The sequence below is a fragment of the Sphingobacterium puteale genome (genome assembly GCF_050986225.1).
GTDB lineage: Bacteria > Bacteroidota > Bacteroidia > Sphingobacteriales > Sphingobacteriaceae > Sphingobacterium > Sphingobacterium puteale.
The window spans coordinates 2,472,541-2,493,102 of record NZ_CP158959.1; the positions used below are offsets into that span (position 1 = coordinate 2,472,541).

Consider the following 20,562-nt stretch of genomic DNA (forward strand, 5'->3'; position numbering starts at 1 on the left):
AAATCTAATACAGGCTTTTATTTTTTAGTAGGTTGAACCTGCATTCCGTCATTAAGCATATCAATTCGATTCATTACGATTTTTTCGCCCGCTGTCAGGCCTGATTTGAGTAGATACTCATTGGCCGTATTTCCGGCAATTTCGATCTGCTTCATGGCAATTTTGTTTTTGTCTCCGATGACATAAACAAAATAGCGGTCCTGGATATCTTTAACAGCCGCCATGGGAACTAACAATACATTGTCATGAACCTTTTTTAGGACAACTTTGGCTGAACCGCCAGAACGAAGTATCTTGTCTGGGTTGGCGAAAACGGCCTTTAGTGTCATACTACCAGTCGTTCTATCGATATTACCACTGGCCATTTCTACTTTTCCAGGGTGATTATAGGCTGTGCCGTCGGCTAGAATCAATGTTGCTTGTTGATTGCTTGATTTCGTATTATGATCCTTCATAAAGCTGATAAAATCAGCCTCGCTCAACGAAAAATAAACGTTCACGGTATTGATTTCAGACAATGTTGTTAATGGCATTGCGTCTGCAGCCGTAATCAGGTTTCCGATACGATTTGGGATCCGCCCGATATATCCGCTTACTGGAGCATTTATTAAGGTAAATCGTGCATTGATTTGCGAGGAGCCTAAGGCCGCTTGTGCCTGTGCAACCTGAGCTTTTGCAGCAGCGTAATTCGCTTCTGCAGTTTTAAGCTGAAGGTCGGTATACACTTTACCTTCTACGAGTGGTTTGATTTTTTCAATTTCCAGTTTCGCATTTTGTTCTGCGGACAGCGCTGCCTGATAAGCTGCCCTGCTGTTATTAACTTGTTCATTATATACATCTGCTTTTATTTTGAAAAGGGCTTGGCCTTTTGTGACGTAATCCCCCTCCTTCACATAGATCTGCTCCAGATAACCTGTTACTTGAGCTTTTACGTCAACATTGACCGTACCCTCTAACGTGCCGGGATATTTTTTTTCTGTTTCCGCCTGTGCGGGGGATAATTCGATAAAGTCAACAGTAACTGCCTGCTCTTGCGGTTGTTCTTGGCTGCCTCCACAGGACGATAATAGTGTAGCTGCTGTAATAAATGTAAGGATAGGTTTTAAAGTCATCGTTCTTAGTGCCATTTTATCATTTTATTTAAAGCAAAAGAAAGAATTCTTTTAAGGGATATAATAAGGAAATCTACCGAGACGTAACAATTGCTTACTGAAACGTAGCTATAATGCGCTGAATTTTGATATTATTTAATCAAAACAGGTCTTTTTTGTCGTTTTCCTTAGAAAGACGCTATCTAAACACCTGACGGCACTTCGTTGATTGTACCCAGAAATTTCGAGATAAGAACTACTTTATACTAATAGTCCAACCAGTTTTTTAGGAGCTGGGCTTTTTCCCGACTGACAAGGATTTCGACATCTTCGCTATGTTTGATTTCGATTTTAAGTTTGCCATTAAAATGATTATGTAATCTCTTTATTGCATCTATATGCACTATAAATTGTCTATTGGCACGGAAAAAAACTTTGGGATTTAATTGTTGCTCCAGTTCTTCTAAGGTTTGTGGTACAATTTCGACCGTGCCACATTTCAGCTTGGCATGTGTTAATTTAAACTCTGAATAAAAATACTGAATGTCTTCTACCAGTATTGTTTTATAACCATCCTTGTAGGGTAGGAGAAATCTGGTTCTGAAATCTTTTGGATAAATAAAATCCAATAGGCCTTGGATCGGATCCTGACTCATCTGTTGAAGTTGAAGACTGTCTAATTTGACCAATGCGTTTTCTAATTCTTTTTTTTCTACAGGTTTTAGGAGATAGTCTATACTGTTGAATTTAAAGGCTCTGACGGCATATTCATCAAAGGCTGTCGTAAAGATAATGGGGCAGTCAATTTTAATGCTTTCCAGGATCTCGAAACTTAGACCATCAGAAAGACGGATATCCATCATGACCAAATCCGGAGACTCATTACTTTGAAACCAAGTGATGCTGTCGGCAATATTATCCAAGACATCGAGTATCTGTATTGATGGCTTTATTTCCTTCAATAGTCGTTTTAGACGATCAGCATTCAATTTTTCATCTTCAATAATCAATACGTTGGTTATACTCATGAGTTTTGTTCTATAAGTGGTAGATTAACTTTGAATGTCTTTCCATTGTTCAAGATCTCTGGTTGCAGATTTGACAATAGATCATATCTTTTAATGATATTCGAAATACCTATTCCCGATGACTCTGATACATTTTCTATTGGTATCAAAATATTTTCGACAACTAACTGGTTATGTGCATTGGTGTATACCTTAATTTTTAACGAACGTTTTTTATTGGTTTGATTGTGCTTTAGTGCATTTTCGACCAAAAGCTGTAAGGTGAGTGGCGGTAGTTGATAATTGGATTTTGCAGGATCTACATTTATTTCAAAATGAACTCCTTCTCCAAATCTATTTTTTATTAAGAAAATATAGGAATCTAAGAAATTGAGTTCCTCTTCAAGAGAAATAACATCTTTTTTTGAATTCACCAATAGGTAACGGTATATTTTGGAGAAATTTTCAGCATATTCATAACCAAGTTGCTGATCCTCTAAAATTATTTCGGATAATACGCTCAAATTGTTGAAAACGAAATGCGGATCAATCTGTAGCTTCAGTGATTGAAGTTCTGTTTCGAGAATAACTTGCCCGAGTTTGGCGGCACGTATAGATTCATTCTTCCAGTTGTTGATCAGATGGATACCAATGTTAATCCCCATAATCATTAAAGCGATCATAACACTGATGGAGATATTTTGTATGGCGCCTCTTTTTTCTTCTAAGGATGTTGCAATGGTGAGGTTTTGCAGCTCATAATAATAACGGGAAATAATGTAAACTAGTAATAAATTGATAAGAAGAACCACGATGAGGTTAATGACGGTTTCAATCAGAAGCCTTTCTGTTGGATTGTCTTTCCATGTTAAGATACGATCCAATTTATTATGGACAATAATACTGAACTCTGAAATAAGGAAACTGTAAATAATGGTAAAGGTCCATTCTCCCAATATTTCAAACATATTTCGCTGAAAATAGCCATTCCAGCAACTAGAAAATGGATCTATAATATAGGCAACAAGATAGATGAGAAAAAAAGACAGTAGGGTAAATAATAACCTTTTCTTGTTTGTACTGATTAGATTTTTCTCATTTTTATAGATAGTCTTATCCTGCATTCGTTTTACTTGTATATAGCTATTAAATCACCACAAATTTCGCAATTCGTTTAAGGATTGAATCACAAATTTATTCTGAAACGTACAAAGAGCAAGCTGAAATATCACTTTGGTATACCCCAGCCGTATATTTTATAAATCATCGTATCCCGCTCACGTTATATTAATATACTAAATTCGATTTGTTTTTACAATCAGATAATAATATTTAACCTGGTAATTTATTAAATTGTTCGGTGTAAAATTAATGTATATTATGGTTGAGTTATTTCACTTAAATTGTGTTCGGATTGTTTCGCAGGTGAACGACAATGTGTGCGGGCATTGCCTGTTAATTAAGGATGGAGACAGATTGGTTTTAATTGATACGGGTATTGGCTTGTTGGATACCCGTTATCCGATGGAACGGATAGGTAAAGAACTTGTGGAAATGGTTGGTTACCGTTTTAATGAGGAGCTGACAGCTATCCGTCAGATTGAAAAATTAGGATTTGATCCATCTTCTGTCACCGATTGTGTGATATCCCATTTAGATAATGATCATATAGGAGGACTGGCTGATTTTCCAAATGCCACTGTTCACGTTGGAAAAGAAGAGTATGAAAGCTATCTGGCCGGTAACCCGCGTTATTTGGAAATACCATTGTCGCATCAGCCGATAATCAAAACTTATGCAAAAGATGATCTTCAATGGTGTGGTCTTGAAGTTAGAAAACTGGCGATTGATGTTCAGGTTCCACTGTATCTGGTACCTCTCTTTGGTCATACATTAGGGCACTGTGGAGTTGCTATAGGATCTGAAGTCAAATTGCTCTATGTCGCTGATGCGTATTACATGAAAGTAGAACTTACTGACCAAACGCATCCTGTGAATATTTTGGCCGAAAGTAGAGCCGAAGATAATCATCAGCGCTTAGAATCGCTGGACAAAATCCGTCGCTTTATAGCCCTAAATCCTGGCGTTAAAGTATTCGGTTATCATGATATTACCGAGTTCGACGATTTCACCGAGTGATATAGTAATAAGTTGGAAGGTGGAGAGCTGTCCGCTTGAAAAAAAGGATTGACAATGTTTCTTTTGTCAATCCTTATGGTTTAAGTGGAGTTACGTCTCCATGTAATCAAAAAAGCTGATTATTTTGGTTCTTTGTGGGTTGTCGGTGTATGGACAATATCGAAATAAACGGCTTTATTGTCGTTGTTCGGATAGATGCGGTACGTAAATTCCTGTTTTGTCAATACCGTAATATCAACCACACGTGTGAAAAGTGTTTCTCCCGCAGCATTTTTAGCAACGATAGTCCGTGTTTTCCCATCTGCTGAAACAGACCAGTCTCCATGCATTTTGGGAGAGTCATCCAGATTGAACATGGTAAAGGTACCATTGGATTTGAAGTAGGCAAAACCTACGAAATTTGAGACATTGGCATCTGTCAATACCACATTTTCACCTTTGTTATTTTTGGCGTTTGTTGTCTCCCAAGCGGTACTAGCTAATACCTCGCTTGGTGTAAGCTGAGGCTCTAGTGTAACTTCATCATCCTTACTACAGCTGGCTATCAGTAAAGTACAAATGGCAATATAACATACCAATGCAATCTTTTTTAAATCTTTCATAATCATTAAATTTATTGTTTCACAAAAGTAATTGCATGGTTGTGATTGCATTTGTCCCTTTTATTCCAAGGTTTGAAGGATTTATAACAACTACAGAGACAGCCAAGATTTTCTAAAAAGGAGGCTATTGTATTGTTTTGATGCTTAAGGGGAGCTTAGTAAGAGTAAGAGTAAGAGTAAGAGTAGGAGTAGGAGTAGAAAAGTCTGAACTTTGAGGAAGCCGGAATAGGTCAAAGATGTTGCTACCAAAAATAAGGCAGGAGACCCTCGCGGTCCCCTGCCTCCCAGATATGTGATATAAAATTAGAAAAATTGCACCTTCGAAAATTAGTTATTGTTCCAGCCTCCACCTAAAGAGCGATAGAGATCTACTACAGCTGAAAGTTCGGCTTTTTTGACTTGCGCGAGCTCTAGTTCACTCTGCAATATATTGCTTTGTGCGGTGATTACTTCCAAGTAAGTAGCCATACCCGTCTCAAACAGTAGGTTCGCATGTTTTGTAGCCTCTTTCAAACGGTTGGTTCGATCCAAAGTAATCTGTTGTTTTTCTTTTAGTTTTTGAATCGAGATTAAAGCATCGGAAACTTCGCCAGCCGCAGCAATGACCTTTTGTTTGAAAATCATAACATTTTTTTCTTGTTCTATACGAGCAAGTTCATATTGTGTTTTCAACTCTCTACGCTGAAAAATAGGCTGTGTAATACTTCCTGTAATAGCACCAAATAACGAGCCTGGCAAATTAAACCAGTTACTGGCTTTGAAAGCATTGACTCCAGCCTCAGCACTTATGACCAAGGATGGGTACATTCTCGCTTTAGCGGATTTTTGATAGGCCTGAGAAGCTGTGACAGCAAGTTCAGCCTGCTTAACATCCGGACGGTGGCTTAGTAAGTCTGCCGGTATTCCTGTTGCCAAATCTTCTGGAAAACGAACATTGACCAATTGTTCCTGTGTTTTGATTTCTGCAGGGAGTTTACCACTAAGGATCTGAATTGCATTCTCCTGGAGGCGAATCTGCTGCTCGAAATCAGGGATAAGCGCGGCTGCAGACAAACGTTGTGCGTCAACTTGTTCTAAGGCAAGTAATGTAATATCACCAACTTCGTATTGTTGTTTAACGATGCGGAGGGTCGTGTCGCTTAACTGTAAATTTTGCTGTGCGATATCCCGCAATTGGTAAAGCATCAAAAGTTGATAATAGCCTTGCGCTACTTGGGCAATCAATTGTGTTTGTATGACTTTTTTCGCCTCTTCCGTCTGCAAGTACGATGCTAAGGCAGCGGCGTTCTGGTTTTTGATTTTTCCCCATAGGTCAGCCTCCCAAGATACACCCACTGAAGCCGTATAGTCTTCAACATGGTGCTGTTTTAGAAATTGGCCCAAACTTAATCCGTTCATACTGTTATTGGAGGGGTTGGTGCTGTTTCCCCTGATCTGCAACTGTGCTGAAGGAAGATAATTTGCTTTTGCCTGCCTTAAGCTCAGTTGAGATGCCTCTATATTTTTAAGAGCCAATTGCATATCCAGGTTATGTTGGATAGCACTGTCGATCAAGCTTTGTAAAATCCGATCTTTAAAAAAGTCGCGCCAAGGAATAGAACCAATATTGTTTTCTTGTGGCGCTTTCCCCTGATCACGATATTGCTCGGGCAGATTTGGCGCAAGGTTTTTATTGCTGACCAATTTATCTGTTTTACAAGACCACGCTGCAAAAGATAAGATGAAAACCGTCAATAGCTTTGCTTTTCTATTCATATATTTCGATGTTGTCATTGTTCACTAATTATTTGTATGTACAGGAATTTCCAAAGAAATGGATTCATTTTCTCGTTGTTTTTCCCTTGGTGTGCTACTTACTTTCTCCTGTATAAATTGAAAAACAATAAAGAGGATAGGAATAATAAACAGTCCTAATACAACGCCACTGAGCATTCCACCGGCAGCTGCGATACTGATTGAGTGGTTACCCTGCGCAGAGGGGCCTACTGCGGTCATCATAGGAATCATACCCACAATAAACGCTAGGGAGGTCATGATAATAGGACGCAGACGTAGGCGTGCTGCTTTAAGCGCCGCGCTAGGTATTGAGAGTCCCTGTTTCCGCCCCTGGATAGCGAATTCGACAATTAAAATTGCATTCTTTGCCAACAAACCAATTAACATGACCAAAGCTACCTGAACGTAAATATTATTTGCCGTATCGGTGAAACTAATTGCTGCAAAGACACCGAATATCCCTGTTGGAATAGAGAGTATAACCGCTAATGGGATAATATAACTTTCATATTGTGCCGCAAGCAGGAAGTAAACAAAGATCAAACAAAGAATAAAAATAAGGGTCGACTGACCTCCCGAAACAATTTCTTCTTTGGTCATACCCGAAAATTCATAGGTAAATCCAGTAGGCAAATGCTGTTTCGCAACTTCTTCGACCGCACGGATCGCATCCCCTGAACTATAGCCGGGTTTTGGGATCGCATTGATTCCGATCGAATTAAATAGATTGTAACGCGAAGCAGTCTCAGGTCCATATACACGTTGCAATTTAACCAATGTGTTGATCGGTACCATGTCACCTAATCTGTTTTTTACAAAGATTCCGTCCATGGAAGTTGGTTCGCTGCGGTCTTTTGCATCTGCTTGGACCATAACGCGGTAGTATTTTCCAAATCGATTGAAGTCTGATGCCTGTGCACTACCGAAGTAGGCCTGCATGGTCTGCAAGATGCTTTTGGTACTTACACCAAGTTGCTCGGCTTTGATATCATCCACCTGCAATTCATACTGCGGATAATCCGCTTTGAATGTCGTAAAGGCCATCATGATTTCAGGACGTTTCATCAGTTCACCGATAAAGCCTTGACCAATAGTGCTGAATTTACCAAGTTGTCCTCCGGTTCTATCCTGAAGAACCATATCAAGACCATCCACGTTACTAAATCCGGGAACCGTAGGGAAGGTAAATACGAAAAAATTTGCACCTTTGATATTTGCCAAACGTTGGTTCACATCGGCCATGATTGCATTAATATCCTTGATGTTACCGCGTTCTTCATGAGGTTTCAACAAAATAAATGCAACACCCGCGGAAGGACTGGTTGATTGTGTTAAGATATTAAAACCAGCCAAAATGTTTAGTGTCTTGGTAAAGTCAGCATGTTGGAGCTGTTTTTCAGCTTCAGCCAATGCACCCGAAGTACGATCCAAAGAGGCACCGGCAGGCATGGATAATGATACGGCGATAAAACCTTGATCTTCGGAAGGGATAAATCCGGTTGGTGTACGACGAATCATAAAAATCGTCAACAACAAGGTGATCCCCAATCCTGCAAAAGCTACCCATTTGTAACGGATCAAAAAGCGTAAACTGCCTAAGTAATTCTTTGTGAGTCGGTCAAAACCAACATTAAATCCTGTAAAGAAACGTTCTTTGAAATTAAGTTTCTTGGCGCCGTCGTGGCCATGGTGTGTAGGCTTTAAAAATAGAGCACAAAGCGCCGGACTTAAAGTCAAGGCATTGATGGCCGAAATTACAATGGCTATGGCCAGGGTAAAGGCAAATTGTCGATAGAAAACTCCCGTCGAACCTTCCATAAACCCAATAGGAAGAAACACTGCGGACATAACCAGGGTAATGGAGATGATAGCTCCAGTAATCTCACTCATGGCGGAGGTGGTCGCTAATTTGGGCGGAAGATTATTATGCTCCATTTTGGCGTGTACCGCCTCCACCACCACGATGGCATCATCCACGACGATACCGATTGCCAGTACGAGTGCAAATAATGTCAGCAGATTGATGGAGAAACCAAAAAGCTGCATAAAGAAAAATGTTCCTACAATCGCCACAGGCACAGCGATGGCCGGTATCAACGTGGATCTAAAATCCTGAAGGAATAGGAAAACAACTAAAAAGACCAGAATAAAAGCTTCGATCAAGGTATGTTTAACTTGATCAATAGATTGATCGAGCGCATCTTTGGTATTATATAAAACAAGATACTTCACACCCTTTGGAAAGCTTAAAGAAGCTTTTTCCATAAATTCCTGGATGGCAATCTGGATTTCATTCGCATTGGACCCAGCTAATTGCATGACGCCAATATTGAGCCCGGCTTTACCATTGATACGTGTATGGCTCGCGTAGGTGTATGACCCTAATTCAATGCGGGCGACATCTTTAAGTTTTAAGACCGAACCATCTGTATTTGATCGGATAATGATATTCTCGTAATCGCTGGCTTGGTTAAGCTTACCTTTATATTTGATGACAAATTCAAAGGCTTCGCGACTACTTTCGCCAAATTTTCCAGGAGCGGCTTCAACGTTTTTATCTTGGATAGCGGCCATCACTTCCTCCGGAGTTAATTTGTAGGCGGCCATTTGGTTTGGATTAAGCCATACGCGCATGGAATAATCTTTACTACCCCCAAAAGCCAGTGCTTGGCCCACTCCGGGGATACGTTTAAGTTCTGGAATAATATTGATCTGCGCATAATTGGTAATAAAGGTTTGATCATATTTACCCTCGTCCTCAGTATATAGATCCAATACCATGATCAAGCTATTTTGCTGTTTGGCGGTTGTAATCCCGGCCTGAACAACTTCGGCCGGGAGCTGGCTCGTGGCTTGTGCCACCCGGTTCTGTACATTGACAGCAGCCTGATCAGGATCAGTGCCCAGCTTAAAATATACCGTAATCATCAATGATCCGTCATTACTGGCGGTAGAGCTCATATAGCTCATGTTTTCGACCCCATTGATAGACTCTTCCAGCGAAGGAGCAACAGCACGAAGTACTGTTTCGGCATTTGCGCCTGGATATAATGCGGTGACCTGTACCGCAGGCGGGGCGATGTCCGGAAATTGCTGTAAGGGCAGCTTTAGGATACCGATTACTCCCAATATCACAAGTAATATGGAAATTACGGTAGCAAGTACAGGCCTTTCTATAAATTTCTTAAGCATAAGTTTGTCGTTATAATATTAATTGATGCTGTCTTTTGATAAAGGTTGTGGTGTGATTTTTTGGCCGTCTTGCAGTAAATCAATACCCTTATAAACAATGCGGTCTCCTGCATTTATTCCTTTACTTACAAGATAGTTTGAACCACTTTTTCCGATGACAGTAATAGGCTGCTGTACAACTTTATTTTCTTTTCCGACCGTATACACAAAGATCTTGTCTTGCATTTCAAGTGTAGCAAGTTGTGGCACCAATAGAGCCTGATCGTATTTCTTTTGTAGTCTGACACGGCCTGTATTTCCATTGCGTAACACTCCTTCGGGATTACTGAAAGTCGCACGTAACGTAATCGCACCAGTGTTTTTGTCAAACTGACCATCCACCATATCTATTTTTCCTTTTTGATCATAAATAGTCTGATCAGAAAGCACTAAGCTGATTGGGGGAAGGTTGTTTAATTTTTGTTGCAGGTTACTACCTTCCGTATTGTTTTTGAAGGCAATAAAATCATTTTCTCCCAATGAAAAATAGACGTGGAGATCTCTGACATTTGAAAGTGCTGTCAAGGGTTGTGTATCAGTTGGGCCTACTAAACTTCCTTGTTTGCGTTGCAGCCTTCCGATATATCCATCGGTTGAAGCGCGGATCAAGGTATAGCCCACATTGATTTTTGCGGTCTCTACAGCAGATATTGCCAATTGCACATTTGCCTTAGCAGCATTTCGCGCACTGATCGCTGTTTTTAATTGAAAATCAGTCAGGACTTTGGTATTTACCAACTTTGTTTTCTTTTCAACTTCCAGTTCTGCATTTTCCAATGCAGCTTTCGCAGCTAATAAGTTGGCCTTAGCTTGATTCAATTGCTCTTGGTAAGGGCGGTCATTAATTTTAAAAAGCGCCTGACCTTTACTGACCTTCGCACCCTCATCGACATAGATCTGTTCCAAAATGCCCTCAACCTGGGGTCTGATTTCAATATTGGCAGAAGCTTCGATTGTTGCCGGATATTCCTGATAGATGGTCTCCTGGCCATTTTCGATGCTGACAACAGGTAGGCTAACTAGTGGCGGATCATTAGGCTTGCTTGTTCCTGTCGAACAGCTGTATAACAAAATTGCACTAAGCACATATGCAGTCTTTACGATATTAATTCGTTTAACACTGTTAAGTGCAGGAATGTAAATCTTCTTAAGACTTGGTGATACATTTGTTTTCATGTGATATTAAAAATTGAAGTTTTGGTGTATTTAACGGTGTTAGATTTTTTAACGTTGTATTTTTTGATGCAAAAAAAATTAGTCAGTAAGTGAACGTGTAATTCCGTAGATCGCATCTTTTAGTACCTCCTGGTTGGTATTGTCTCCGTTACCTTGATTAACTAAATTGATGGATATGAGGCCATGTATAATAGACCAGTATGTGAAATATTTTCTACAGATCAAGTCTTCTGACGGACTTTTATCTTTCATGATCTCACGAATTACGTCACTGATCAATCTGCCATGAGATTCAGCACACTTATACGTTTTTTCAAACCCACAGCAAGCTGTACCTACCCCAAACATGAGTTGGTATAATTCGCGCTCTTCAAATGCAAAATCCCAGTAACTGAACCACATTGCTTCCAATTGTTTCTCCAAGTCGGTTTGAGTTGATTTGGCTTGTCTGACTTTTTTTGCAAGTAAGAGATAACCTTGGTTGGCAAGTTCGTTTAAAATTGCATCTTTGTTTGCAAAATACTCATAAATCATGGGGGCGGTATATTCGATGATATCCGCAATTTTGCGCATACTCAATGCCTGCCATCCCTCTTCTTTTACGATTTGAAGAGCGGCATCGAGAATATTTGTTCTATTCTCATCCTTAAGGCGTTGTATGCGTTCTTTACTACCCATGCTTAATGCATAAATGATTTAACAGTGTTAAACAAAATTCTAACTTTTTATTTTATTTAATGACATTTGAAAGTCATTAAATAAAAATGTCGCTTAAATATTCTCAAATAGCCCCTTTGTTGTGAATATTGCGGGCTATTAGGATCTGTTTTATCCGGCTTCTCTCTTTGTCCGACAATGGAATTGCCTTTTCTAGTATGGTCAGGATGTCTGAGCTTTTCTCTGTTTGTAATAGGAGATCCAAGAAACCTAAATAGGTACGGATCAGGTCGGTTTTGACACCAAAGAAGATGCGCGGATCTATGATGTAGATTTCTTGCACCAATGCGAGCAATGTTTCTTTTCTTTTTTTATCGTTGTCTGTTTGCCCGTAATCGGGTAGAAAACCTTTCTTTTCCAATTCACGGAGTTTGACAGCAACCGCATTTTCCCGAACGTATTTTTTCTGTTTGCGATCCAGAAAATCGCGCAATTCAGCTAACAGATTACGGTACACAACTTGTTTCTCTTTGCCAGTGAAGAGATTAAGGTCCGTTGAATTGCTAATATCTTCTTGTTCAAAATCGTCAAAAAAATCGGATGTTACATAAACCGAGTGATGAAAATCTATCGCATTATTGTTAAAGCTACTGAGTACTTTGGCAATTTCTCTTTTATCGCTATTGCGCAAATAATAGTAATAGCGGTCCCCGATCTGTTGGTTCCAACGAATGTAATTGACCTGAAACGTGTAGGAAGGTCCGTCTTCCGGACTATATAAAGTCCATGACAGTAGATCCGTTTCTTGAATCAGATGATCATATATTAATATTGTGCCGTTGATTCGTATGGTGTAATCTAAATCGCGGTTAAGGTATAGAAACCAGCCAAATTCCTGCGCCATGAAATCTATAAATTCTTTTGATTCTAAATGGGATGAATTTAGCCCGAAAACGCCCTCCAATCTCACTCGGGTACCTGTCTGTTGATTTTCTACCAGGATACTTTCGCTAACGTCATATTGTTCTTTGCTGTCTCTATCAATTTGGATGCGGTATGTTTTTAAGACTCCTTCTTCTTTTACAATTGTATTCCAGATCGCTCTTGTTGCAAACAATGAAAATGAAAATCTGCCTTTACCTTTCTTTCCTCTTGTATAGGAACTTCGCTTGATACTATTTTTCTTTACTGAATCCAGAAAATTACCAAATGAATAGGGTAGTGTATCGAAAATGATGCCCTCACCATTATCGTTGATGCTAATGCAGTTTATATAACCGAGTTCATTGCTATCAATTGCAATATCGACTTCGGTAGCTCTTGCGTCAAAGCCGTTCCATATATATTCAGCAATGACCAGTTTCGGATCTTTAGGTAAACCAGCGGATTCTATACTCAGGTTGGTTATCTGCGTGTTTTTTTTCATGGCTATAGCAATTCTTGTAATTAAAATTTAAGGTGTTAAAAATAACAGGTTTCACAAATAGATTGTTTACTTCGTATTAGCTCTTTTACTTCTAAACTTTTTTATCGAGTAAGTTAATGCATAAGAGATTCCGAAATAGATGATAAGGTTCAGAAGAAGATATATGCCGTTGAAATATGTTCTGTCCGGTGGTTCTGGGTAACGCTTTCCTCCCAAATATGTATAAAATGGAAAGGGGAAACCAATCGCATCGTTACCATCCGAGGGGCTGTCAAATCTCGAAAATAGAATGGTTATGATTACCGTTAAAATAAAAAAAATGAGCCAAGTTGCTCTGGAAAACTTTGGAAACATACGCGTAAAGACAATTGTTGTTATAAATAAAAATACAATATCTTATGAATATTTGATGCATGTACTTTTCAATAGGTTTTGGTCTATCTTTTTTCAACCTTTTGTAAACTGAATGAAGTGTGTTTTCAATTTCTTTTGCATAAGAAAACGATTATAATTTAAAAGCGTTAGTTTTGATTGAGAAAATAATAAAGGCATTATATTAAAAAGTAGATTATGCTTATAAAAACATTGAAAAGTCTTTTTTATAGAGATCTGAATAGATTGAAAACAGAAATTGCATCTTATGCACAAGAAGAGAATATCTGGATTGTTGATCATGGTATTGCGAATTCAGGGGGAAATTTATGTTTACATTTAATTGGCAATTTACAAACTTATATTGGAGCGGAGATCGGAAAAACAGGCTATATTAGAAATAGGGAGGCTGAGTTTACCCTGCGGGATATTCCAAGATCGGTACTTTTAGATGGTATAGACAATACCATTAGTGTTGTTGATCTGGCTTTGGATAAGCTTAATCAGGACGACCTTGCCGCAATATATCCCCTATTAGTGTTTGAGGAGAAGACAACAACGGAATATTTGTTGGTGCATTTAACGACACATTTAACCTACCATTTAGGGCAGATCAATTATCATCGTCGCCTGTTGGATCTATAATAAATATTTAACGATGGAATCGGATTTAAAAAAGACATTAAATAAAAATCTTGTTGGTAAAGGGCTCCGAAATACGAGCGTAGACTTGTCTGTTTTAAAATACTTTAGGCAATATGCCAAAACTTATGCCGAGATTCATAATGGCATTGTTGTACTAAGTGATTTAACGGCGAATTGGAGCTTTACCTTTATGGGGGCAATAGCGGAGCGTCTACACCTGTCTTCTCCTGATAGAAAAATGGAGATCAATAGTATTTGGGAAGACTTTCTCTTATCACGCGTACATCCTGAAGATCTGGCTGTCAAACATAGGCTTGAACTGCAGTTCCTTGATATGGTTAAGACCATAGGTCCCAAAGAACGTTTTCAATACCAGGCAAATAGTGTACTCCGTGTGGAGGGGAAAGATGGGAAGAATATGTTGATGTCACATCAGATCGTCTATTTGGATACCCCCGGTAAAGAGTTTCCCCAGCTGGCATTGTGCTGTTATACCTTATTGCCCGACAAAGAAGATCAACATGGGAACAATAACTATATCTTTAATCAGGTCAGCGGTGAGGTCTATTTACTCCATAAACAAGATGTCAAGGATGCCATGAGCCAACGTGAGAAGGAGGTATTGAAGTGTGTAAGAGGGGGGATGATCAGTAAGGACATTGCTGAAAAGTTAGGTCTGAGTATCAATACTATTAACCGGCATCGGCAAAACATTCTACAAAAACTGCGGGTTCGCAATCTGCACGAAGCGATCAGTGTATACGATAAAATGTATAAGCAAGAAGATGATTCTCAATAATATCAAGTCTGTAAAAAGCAACTCTTTTGACAGACTTGATCATTATGATCAATCGGAACTATTTTCTTTTAACCATTTTGTTCGACGCTGGTCGGGAAGATGCTTGATGCTAAAGTGTTCAAAATTAGCCTGGAAGCCATCACCATCAGGTGATGCACCCATCATCCCAATTAATACGGGGTGGTTGTCTTGTAGCCATGCATTTCTCATCATCGTATATTGCTTGTCATCAAAGGAATAAAAGAATTCTACTGCATCAAGTCTCCGGATAGCCTTTATCCATATAAAAGGGATTTCTTTTTCTACCGGTATAATGCTCCAATCACTGGTCCGATGTGTGACAACAGTGCTTAGGTTATACTTTCCATCGACAAATTCTATTCCTGCTTTTATATAATTTTCATGATCTATCCGTAGCATAAGACCTGCTTGATCAAAACGAGTTTTATAGTTAGCCGAAATCTTGACCTTCACTTCAAATTCACCACCACGCTCTGTGTAGAAGAAAGGTGCATCATCCACAGTAAATCCATAATGTGATATACGCCAGTAGTCACTTTTAGGTGTAACAAACATGGACAGCGCGTTGTTGCTGATTGTCCACTCGTTAGGTTCATTAAACCAGATCATCTTGTCCAATTTCTGCCCGGTCACCTGCATGGTAAAGAAAGGAAGCAATGAGGTAACAAAAAATGTTTTTATGTTTTTCATGATATTCTTTTTAGCAAAGGGTATATTCTGTATTCTGACGACAAAGATATCGTTGGTATACAGTATTTTTCAATACTGATTTATAACCATGATTTGAACTAAGATCTTTAAATGTAATTTATTTGCAATTTAATTGCATTTAATACTATTGCTACATAGTTGCAACAATAAAAAAACTTACCTTCGTTTATCTTTATTGCAATCACTAGCTTGTTGCATGCTGAATTCAGTAAATACAATATAATAAGATAAAAAGTCTAAAGACATGGAGTTTTGGGAACGTAATTTTGTGGAAAAAGGAGAGATGTGGGGCGGAAGTCCTGCTCATTCAGCGCTAATGGCAAAGGATTTCTTTCTATCGAAAAATATAAAAGAGATCCTAATTCCGGGATTTGGCTATGGGCGAAATGGTCATGTATTTCTCGAAAATGGAATCGCTGTTACGGGAATAGAGTTGTCCAATACAGCAATTAAACTTGCGCGAAAACATTTTGGACCTCAAACGATTATTTATCATGGGTCGGTCGTTGATATGCCATTTGACACCAAAAAATATGGTGGTATATTCTGTTACGCACTTATCCATCTTTTGGGAACTGAGGAGCGGGCTAAATTTATACGCGACTGTTACGAGCAGTTATCCGACGATGGTTACATGATCTTTACGACTGTGTCAAAACAGGCAAATATTTATAGGCAGGGGACTGCCATAGGCACAGATCGTTTTGAAATGTTTGGAGGTGTTAGCATGTTCTTTTATGACTTGGAGTCTATTCGTTCAGAGTTCGAAAAATATGGGTTGATTGAAATCAAGGAAGTAGAAGAGAATTATCCTTTTTATTTGATCATTTGTAAAAAATAGAATAAACAAGAAAATCATAGATGAAACTATTGTGATTTATTTAATTCACCTGTTGGAATGATTACGTTTGGGAGACGAAAACCTTTTACTTACAGGTTTATAAATCTGCCAGTATCATCAGCATTTAAAATCAAATTTATAAAAATGAAAAACGATAAAAATTTTGATGTCATCATTATTGGAGGAAGTTATGCCGGACTTTCGGCAGCAATGGCACTGGGACGATCACTACGTCAGGTGCTTATTATTGATAGTGGACTACCATGCAATAGACAGACACCGCATTCGCATAATTTTATAACTCATGATGGCGAAAAGCCATCGGTTATTGCTAAAAAAGCGAAAGAGGAGGTATTAAATTATCCAACAGTAAGATTCCAGAAAGGACTTGCTGTAAGTGGAAAGAAAACAAGCAATGGCTTTGAAATCAATACTGAAAATGGCGAACTATTTAGTGCAAAAAAGTTGATTTTTGCGACTGGGGTAGAAGATATCATGCCAGGTATCCAGGGCTTCTCGGCCTGTTGGGGGATTTCAGTTATCCATTGTCCATACTGCCATGGATATGAATTCAGGGGCAAGAAAACAGCAATTATGGCTAACGGTGACCGGGCTTTACATTTGGCATCTTTAGTCAATAATCTCTCTACCGATCTGACAATATTGACTTCTGGAGAAGCAAATTTTAGTGTGGAGCAGGCTGCAAAATTGAAGAAGCACGGTGTAACTGTCATAGATGAACCAATTAGTAAAATCCGGCACAAGAATGGCTGGGTGGAAAAAGTGATTTTCAAGGACAACAAAGCAATAGCATTTGATGCCGTATATGCAGCAATCCCTTTTAGGCAGCATTCAAGTATTCCTGTTGAGTTGGGCTGTGACTTGACTGAACAAGGGCATATTGTCGTTGACAATTTTCAGAAAACAACTATTAAAGGGGTTTTTGCATGTGGCGATAATACGAGTATGATGCGGTCCGTTTCCAATGCTGTAGCGGCGGGCAATTTAGCGGGAGCAATGGTCAATAAAGAATTAGTTGAAGAAAACTTCTAATATAAACTTGCAAGATCGTAGCCACAACAAATTTAATCTTAATTTCATTCGGAAGCGATCTGGGATGAACGCTTCCGAATGAAGAACTTTTTAAGAGCCATTGTGCTTAGCCCAACTTAAGCAGACATTTTTCTCATTAGAAGTTCGAACGGACCATGTTTAAATCTTTTGACCCAAAGTTTACTGAAATAGTAACTGCATGCAAAATAGAGAAGCGAAATAATAAATATGAGTATTGGGGATAGTGACTTGGATGGATTGATCTTGGCAAAGTATCCCTGATTTATCATAAATGAGAAGAAAACTAACCCGATTGTTAGATGGGAAATATAATGTGTCAATGTCATTTGTCCCGTTTTGGCCAAATCGTTTGCAAATTTGTGATGTCCAATAAATTTGCTGATATACATGAAAGAAGCAATTAACATTAACCCAAAGCCTATTGTACTGATTAAAAAGGGTAGAAAAGGGGGGAGATAATCTGCATTCAGAAAAAAATCAATCTCAGGAGTCATCAGATTTTTGGGAATACCTTGCAATAGTTGGATCAATAAGTACATGACTAGTCCGACAGCAAATGTTTTCCTTTGTATACTTAAATCCGTCCAGTCTAGTTTTGCCAGGTACATTCCGGTAATAAAATAACTCATCCAAGGGAAAACAGCATTCCAGCCATTATAGAAAGAGTTTCGTATAAAACCAGCTAAAGTCCACATATCTTTATATTCCAGTGTGTCAAAATTCCATCCTGTTTCATAGGGAATCCAAAGAAGTAGCAGGTGGAAGACGAGGGCAAAAATAATTGCGCCGTAGATATATTGTTTTTTATCGCGGAAAAGGAAAAATGAGGCAATGAACATATAAAACCCGTAAAAATGTAGAATATCCGCTGGCCACCAGATCGCGAGTACTAATCCCAAAACAAATAAAAATCCGGCCCGTTTAAGTACAATATATTTTTGGTTTAGCTGCTCTTCAGCGGTGCCAAATGCCTGTTTTTTTGTCATCAGGGTTAATCCCATACCTGCTAACATAACAAATATAGTGCTTGAGTTGCCGCTAAAGAGGGAGAGGAATTGTCCCTGCCAACTGGTATCGTTGTGGTCTCCAAATACCATGTTAAAATTCACGATGTACATCCCAAAGATTGCATACGCTCTTAGTAAGTCAAATCCTATAAATCTCGTTTTTTCTGCCATGATAATTGTTTTCAAAATGTTATGCAAATTTTGAAAGATGTGTTAACATGGCATTTGACTTAAGTCAAATAATCAGTATTTGATTTTTGCGCGGATTCTGCTTAAGGTTTCTAATGAAATGCCCAGGTAAGATGCGATATAGGTAAGGGGAACCTGTTGTATCATATTGGGTTGATCTCTCAGGAGCTGTGAATAACGTGTGGAAGCATCAAGTGTATGAAAATCAAAAAGTCTTTTTTCCAGCCACATGGTGTAATACTCGGTCATCAAGAGATCGAGTTCCATTAAAGCCGAAAATTGACCTTTTATACGCTGAAAAGAACTATTATCAATTGATGATACCCTAACATCTGTGACCGCTTGTATAAATTCTTGGCTGGGCTGCTGGGTTACATAACTGCTAAACGCAACGGCGAGGTCATTTTCAAAGAGCAGCTCAGTCGTTAGCTCTTTGTTCTCGTTCAGATAAAATTTTCTTGCGATACCAGATTCAATCCAAAAGCTATATCGGCAGACCTCACCCTGATAGAGCAGAAAATCACCCTTTTTATAAGTTTTTATTTTTGATACAGCCTCGAGTGCACTGAGGGTTTCCCCGTCGAGCTGTTCAATAATGCTGTTGATCTTAAGGAGATGTTCATCCATAGGTTCCTGATAAGTACAGCCACTACCTTGATTCTATTTAACCTGTTGAACAGCTCCGGTTCTACTTGCCGTTTCTCTGCCCCATAATGCAATAGATTCCAATAGAGGAATAAGTGTCCTGCCAAATTCCGTAAGTTCATAATCGACCTTTAATGGCGCTTTGTCCGTGTGTACTGTGCGCTTAACCAAACCGTCAGCTTCTAATTCCTTCAGCTGTAGGCTCAACGTACGCTCTGTAATCATTGGACATTCTTTTCTCAGTTCATTATAACGTTTTTTTTCAATTAAATGAATGAGGATAACTGCCTTCCATTTGCCTCCTATATATTTCATTGTCAGGCTTGTACTGCATGGGTATTGTTTGTTGTCTATCAAATACATCTGTTACTATCAAATTTGACCGTTATTGCAAATATATAATACTATCTTTATTTTTGCAACTATAAAAAATATAGTTAATTTAAAATTGTATGTTATGGCATTTTTAGAAACAGCAAAAGAACGTTATACAACAAAGAAGTATAATTCGACGGAAAGAATCACAGCGGACAAGATCGCTGAGCTAAAAGAAATACTTCGGTTGAGCCCTTCTTCCATCAATAGCCAACCCTGGAGGTTTTTCTTTATCTCAGAGGGGGAGACAAAAACGAAACTGGCTGAAGCATCTTATTGGAATGCGGAAAAAATTAATGAGGCGAGTCATTTGGTAGTCTTTAGTGCACTTCATGATGTGGAACGATTTGAAGAGCAGATCAACGGTATACTACCCGAAGGCTCGATAAATTATTACCATCGTTTTTTGAAACCACAGGGAGAGCAGCATGTGCAATCCTGGATGAAACAACAAGTGTATCTTTCTTTGGGATTTTTTCTCGCAGCATGTGCCGCGAATCATATTGATGCAACACCAATGGAGGGAATTGAAAATGATCGTTATGATCAAATCTTGGGGCTCGAGCAATACCATACATTATTTGCTGTTGCTATTGGCTATCGAAATGTGGAGGATTCAAATCAGCCTAGCATAACAGCCAAGTCGCGTTTGAATATGGCGGATATTATTCGGGCAATATAACTTGTTTGATCGTGATTGGGAGGCCTAAAAAGTGCAGTAGTACCAAAAGTTGAACGAATTAATGGAAATAGATTTTTTGCAGAGGAGCTCGGTATT

At 38.8% G+C, this 20,562-nt stretch carries 19 protein-coding genes; 6 read left to right on the forward strand and 13 right to left on the reverse strand.

Going from position 1 to position 20,562, the window contains the following annotated elements; genetic code table 11:
• Nucleotides 1-17 precede the first annotated feature (17 nt).
• The 3 genes from ABTV71_RS10315 to ABTV71_RS10325 form a co-directional block, all read right to left on the reverse strand.
• Nucleotides 18-1,127, reverse strand: coding sequence for an efflux RND transporter periplasmic adaptor subunit (locus tag ABTV71_RS10315; protein WP_433903114.1), 1,110 nt, complete (start codon nt 1,125-1,127; stop codon nt 18-20).
• 230 nt (nt 1,128-1,357) lie between these two features.
• Nucleotides 1,358-2,119, reverse strand: coding sequence for a LytR/AlgR family response regulator transcription factor (locus ABTV71_RS10320; protein WP_433903115.1), 762 nt, complete (start codon nt 2,117-2,119; stop codon nt 1,358-1,360).
• Nucleotides 2,116-3,222: a sensor histidine kinase gene (locus tag ABTV71_RS10325; RefSeq protein WP_120258270.1), complete on the reverse strand. Its 1,107-nt coding sequence runs from the start codon at nt 3,220-3,222 to the stop codon at nt 2,116-2,118. The genes ABTV71_RS10320 and ABTV71_RS10325 overlap by 4 nt, the downstream gene beginning before the upstream one ends.
• A gap of 256 nt (nt 3,223-3,478) precedes the next feature.
• Here ABTV71_RS10325 and ABTV71_RS10330 point away from each other — a divergent pair, with 256 nt between their 5' ends.
• Nucleotides 3,479-4,237, forward strand: a complete 759-nt coding sequence (locus ABTV71_RS10330) for an MBL fold metallo-hydrolase (protein ID WP_433903116.1) — start codon at nt 3,479-3,481, stop codon at nt 4,235-4,237.
• 119 nt (nt 4,238-4,356) lie between these two features.
• Here ABTV71_RS10330 and ABTV71_RS10335 read toward each other — a convergent pair whose 3' ends face one another.
• From ABTV71_RS10335 to ABTV71_RS10360, 6 genes are all read right to left on the reverse strand, one after another.
• Nucleotides 4,357-4,839 carry a DUF4822 domain-containing protein gene (locus tag ABTV71_RS10335; protein ID WP_433903117.1) on the reverse strand — a complete coding sequence of 161 codons (483 nt, stop codon included), beginning with the start codon at nt 4,837-4,839 and terminating at the stop codon, nt 4,357-4,359.
• 327 nt (nt 4,840-5,166) lie between these two features.
• Nucleotides 5,167-6,594: an efflux transporter outer membrane subunit gene (locus ABTV71_RS10340; RefSeq protein WP_433903118.1), complete on the reverse strand. Its 1,428-nt coding sequence runs from the start codon at nt 6,592-6,594 to the stop codon at nt 5,167-5,169.
• Nucleotides 6,595-6,618: 24 nt separating this feature from the next.
• Entirely contained in the window at nt 6,619-9,807 is a 3,189-nt protein-coding gene (locus ABTV71_RS10345; protein WP_433903119.1) for an efflux RND transporter permease subunit, read from the reverse strand.
• An 18-nt stretch (nt 9,808-9,825) separates the two neighbouring features.
• Complete coding sequence (locus ABTV71_RS10350; protein ID WP_121121690.1) at nt 9,826-11,022, reverse strand: efflux RND transporter periplasmic adaptor subunit; 1,197 nt, start codon at nt 11,020-11,022, stop codon at nt 9,826-9,828.
• 78 nt (nt 11,023-11,100) lie between these two features.
• Nucleotides 11,101-11,700: a TetR/AcrR family transcriptional regulator gene (locus tag ABTV71_RS10355; protein WP_108632157.1), complete on the reverse strand. Its 600-nt coding sequence runs from the start codon at nt 11,698-11,700 to the stop codon at nt 11,101-11,103.
• A gap of 103 nt (nt 11,701-11,803) precedes the next feature.
• Nucleotides 11,804-13,105 (reverse strand): ATP-binding protein, encoded by a 1,302-nt coding sequence (locus tag ABTV71_RS10360; RefSeq protein ID WP_433903120.1) that lies wholly within the window; start codon nt 13,103-13,105, stop codon nt 11,804-11,806.
• Nucleotides 13,106-13,675: 570 nt separating this feature from the next.
• Here ABTV71_RS10360 and ABTV71_RS10365 point away from each other — a divergent pair.
• The gene (locus ABTV71_RS10365) at nt 13,676-14,122 is read left to right on the forward strand and encodes a DUF1572 family protein (RefSeq protein WP_433903121.1); all 447 of its coding nucleotides are present in this window, start codon (nt 13,676-13,678) and stop codon (nt 14,120-14,122) included.
• A gap of 13 nt (nt 14,123-14,135) precedes the next feature.
• A complete protein-coding gene (locus ABTV71_RS10370) occupies nt 14,136-14,921 on the forward strand; it encodes a helix-turn-helix domain-containing protein (protein WP_433903122.1) in 786 nt (261 codons plus the stop codon).
• A 48-nt stretch (nt 14,922-14,969) separates the two neighbouring features.
• Here ABTV71_RS10370 and ABTV71_RS10375 read toward each other — a convergent pair whose 3' ends face one another.
• The gene (locus ABTV71_RS10375; RefSeq protein ID WP_433903123.1) at nt 14,970-15,632 is read right to left on the reverse strand and encodes a DUF1349 domain-containing protein; all 663 of its coding nucleotides are present in this window, start codon (nt 15,630-15,632) and stop codon (nt 14,970-14,972) included.
• Nucleotides 15,633-15,897: 265 nt separating this feature from the next.
• Between ABTV71_RS10375 and ABTV71_RS10380 the strand changes: the two genes are divergently transcribed.
• Together ABTV71_RS10380 and ABTV71_RS10385 are read left to right on the forward strand one after the other, a co-directional pair.
• Nucleotides 15,898-16,494 (forward strand): class I SAM-dependent methyltransferase, encoded by a 597-nt coding sequence (locus ABTV71_RS10380; protein WP_433903124.1) that lies wholly within the window; start codon nt 15,898-15,900, stop codon nt 16,492-16,494.
• 144 nt (nt 16,495-16,638) lie between these two features.
• Nucleotides 16,639-17,547, forward strand: a complete 909-nt coding sequence (locus ABTV71_RS10385; RefSeq protein WP_433903125.1) for an NAD(P)/FAD-dependent oxidoreductase — start codon at nt 16,639-16,641, stop codon at nt 17,545-17,547.
• Between the two features lie 116 nt (nt 17,548-17,663).
• On the opposite strand, the gene ABTV71_RS10390 is transcribed toward ABTV71_RS10385, so the two are convergent.
• From ABTV71_RS10390 to ABTV71_RS10400, 3 genes are all read right to left on the reverse strand, one after another.
• Nucleotides 17,664-18,746, reverse strand: coding sequence for a DUF418 domain-containing protein (locus ABTV71_RS10390; RefSeq protein ID WP_433903126.1), 1,083 nt, complete (start codon nt 18,744-18,746; stop codon nt 17,664-17,666).
• A 72-nt stretch (nt 18,747-18,818) separates the two neighbouring features.
• Entirely contained in the window at nt 18,819-19,391 is a 573-nt protein-coding gene (locus tag ABTV71_RS10395) for a Crp/Fnr family transcriptional regulator (protein WP_121121706.1), read from the reverse strand.
• Nucleotides 19,392-19,424: 33 nt separating this feature from the next.
• Complete coding sequence (locus ABTV71_RS10400; protein ID WP_220700015.1) at nt 19,425-19,724, reverse strand: winged helix-turn-helix transcriptional regulator; 300 nt, start codon at nt 19,722-19,724, stop codon at nt 19,425-19,427.
• Nucleotides 19,725-19,866: 142 nt separating this feature from the next.
• Between ABTV71_RS10400 and ABTV71_RS10405 the strand changes: the two genes are divergently transcribed.
• Complete coding sequence (locus tag ABTV71_RS10405) at nt 19,867-20,466, forward strand: nitroreductase family protein (RefSeq protein WP_433903127.1); 600 nt, start codon at nt 19,867-19,869, stop codon at nt 20,464-20,466.
• Nucleotides 20,467-20,562: the final 96 nt, after the last annotated feature.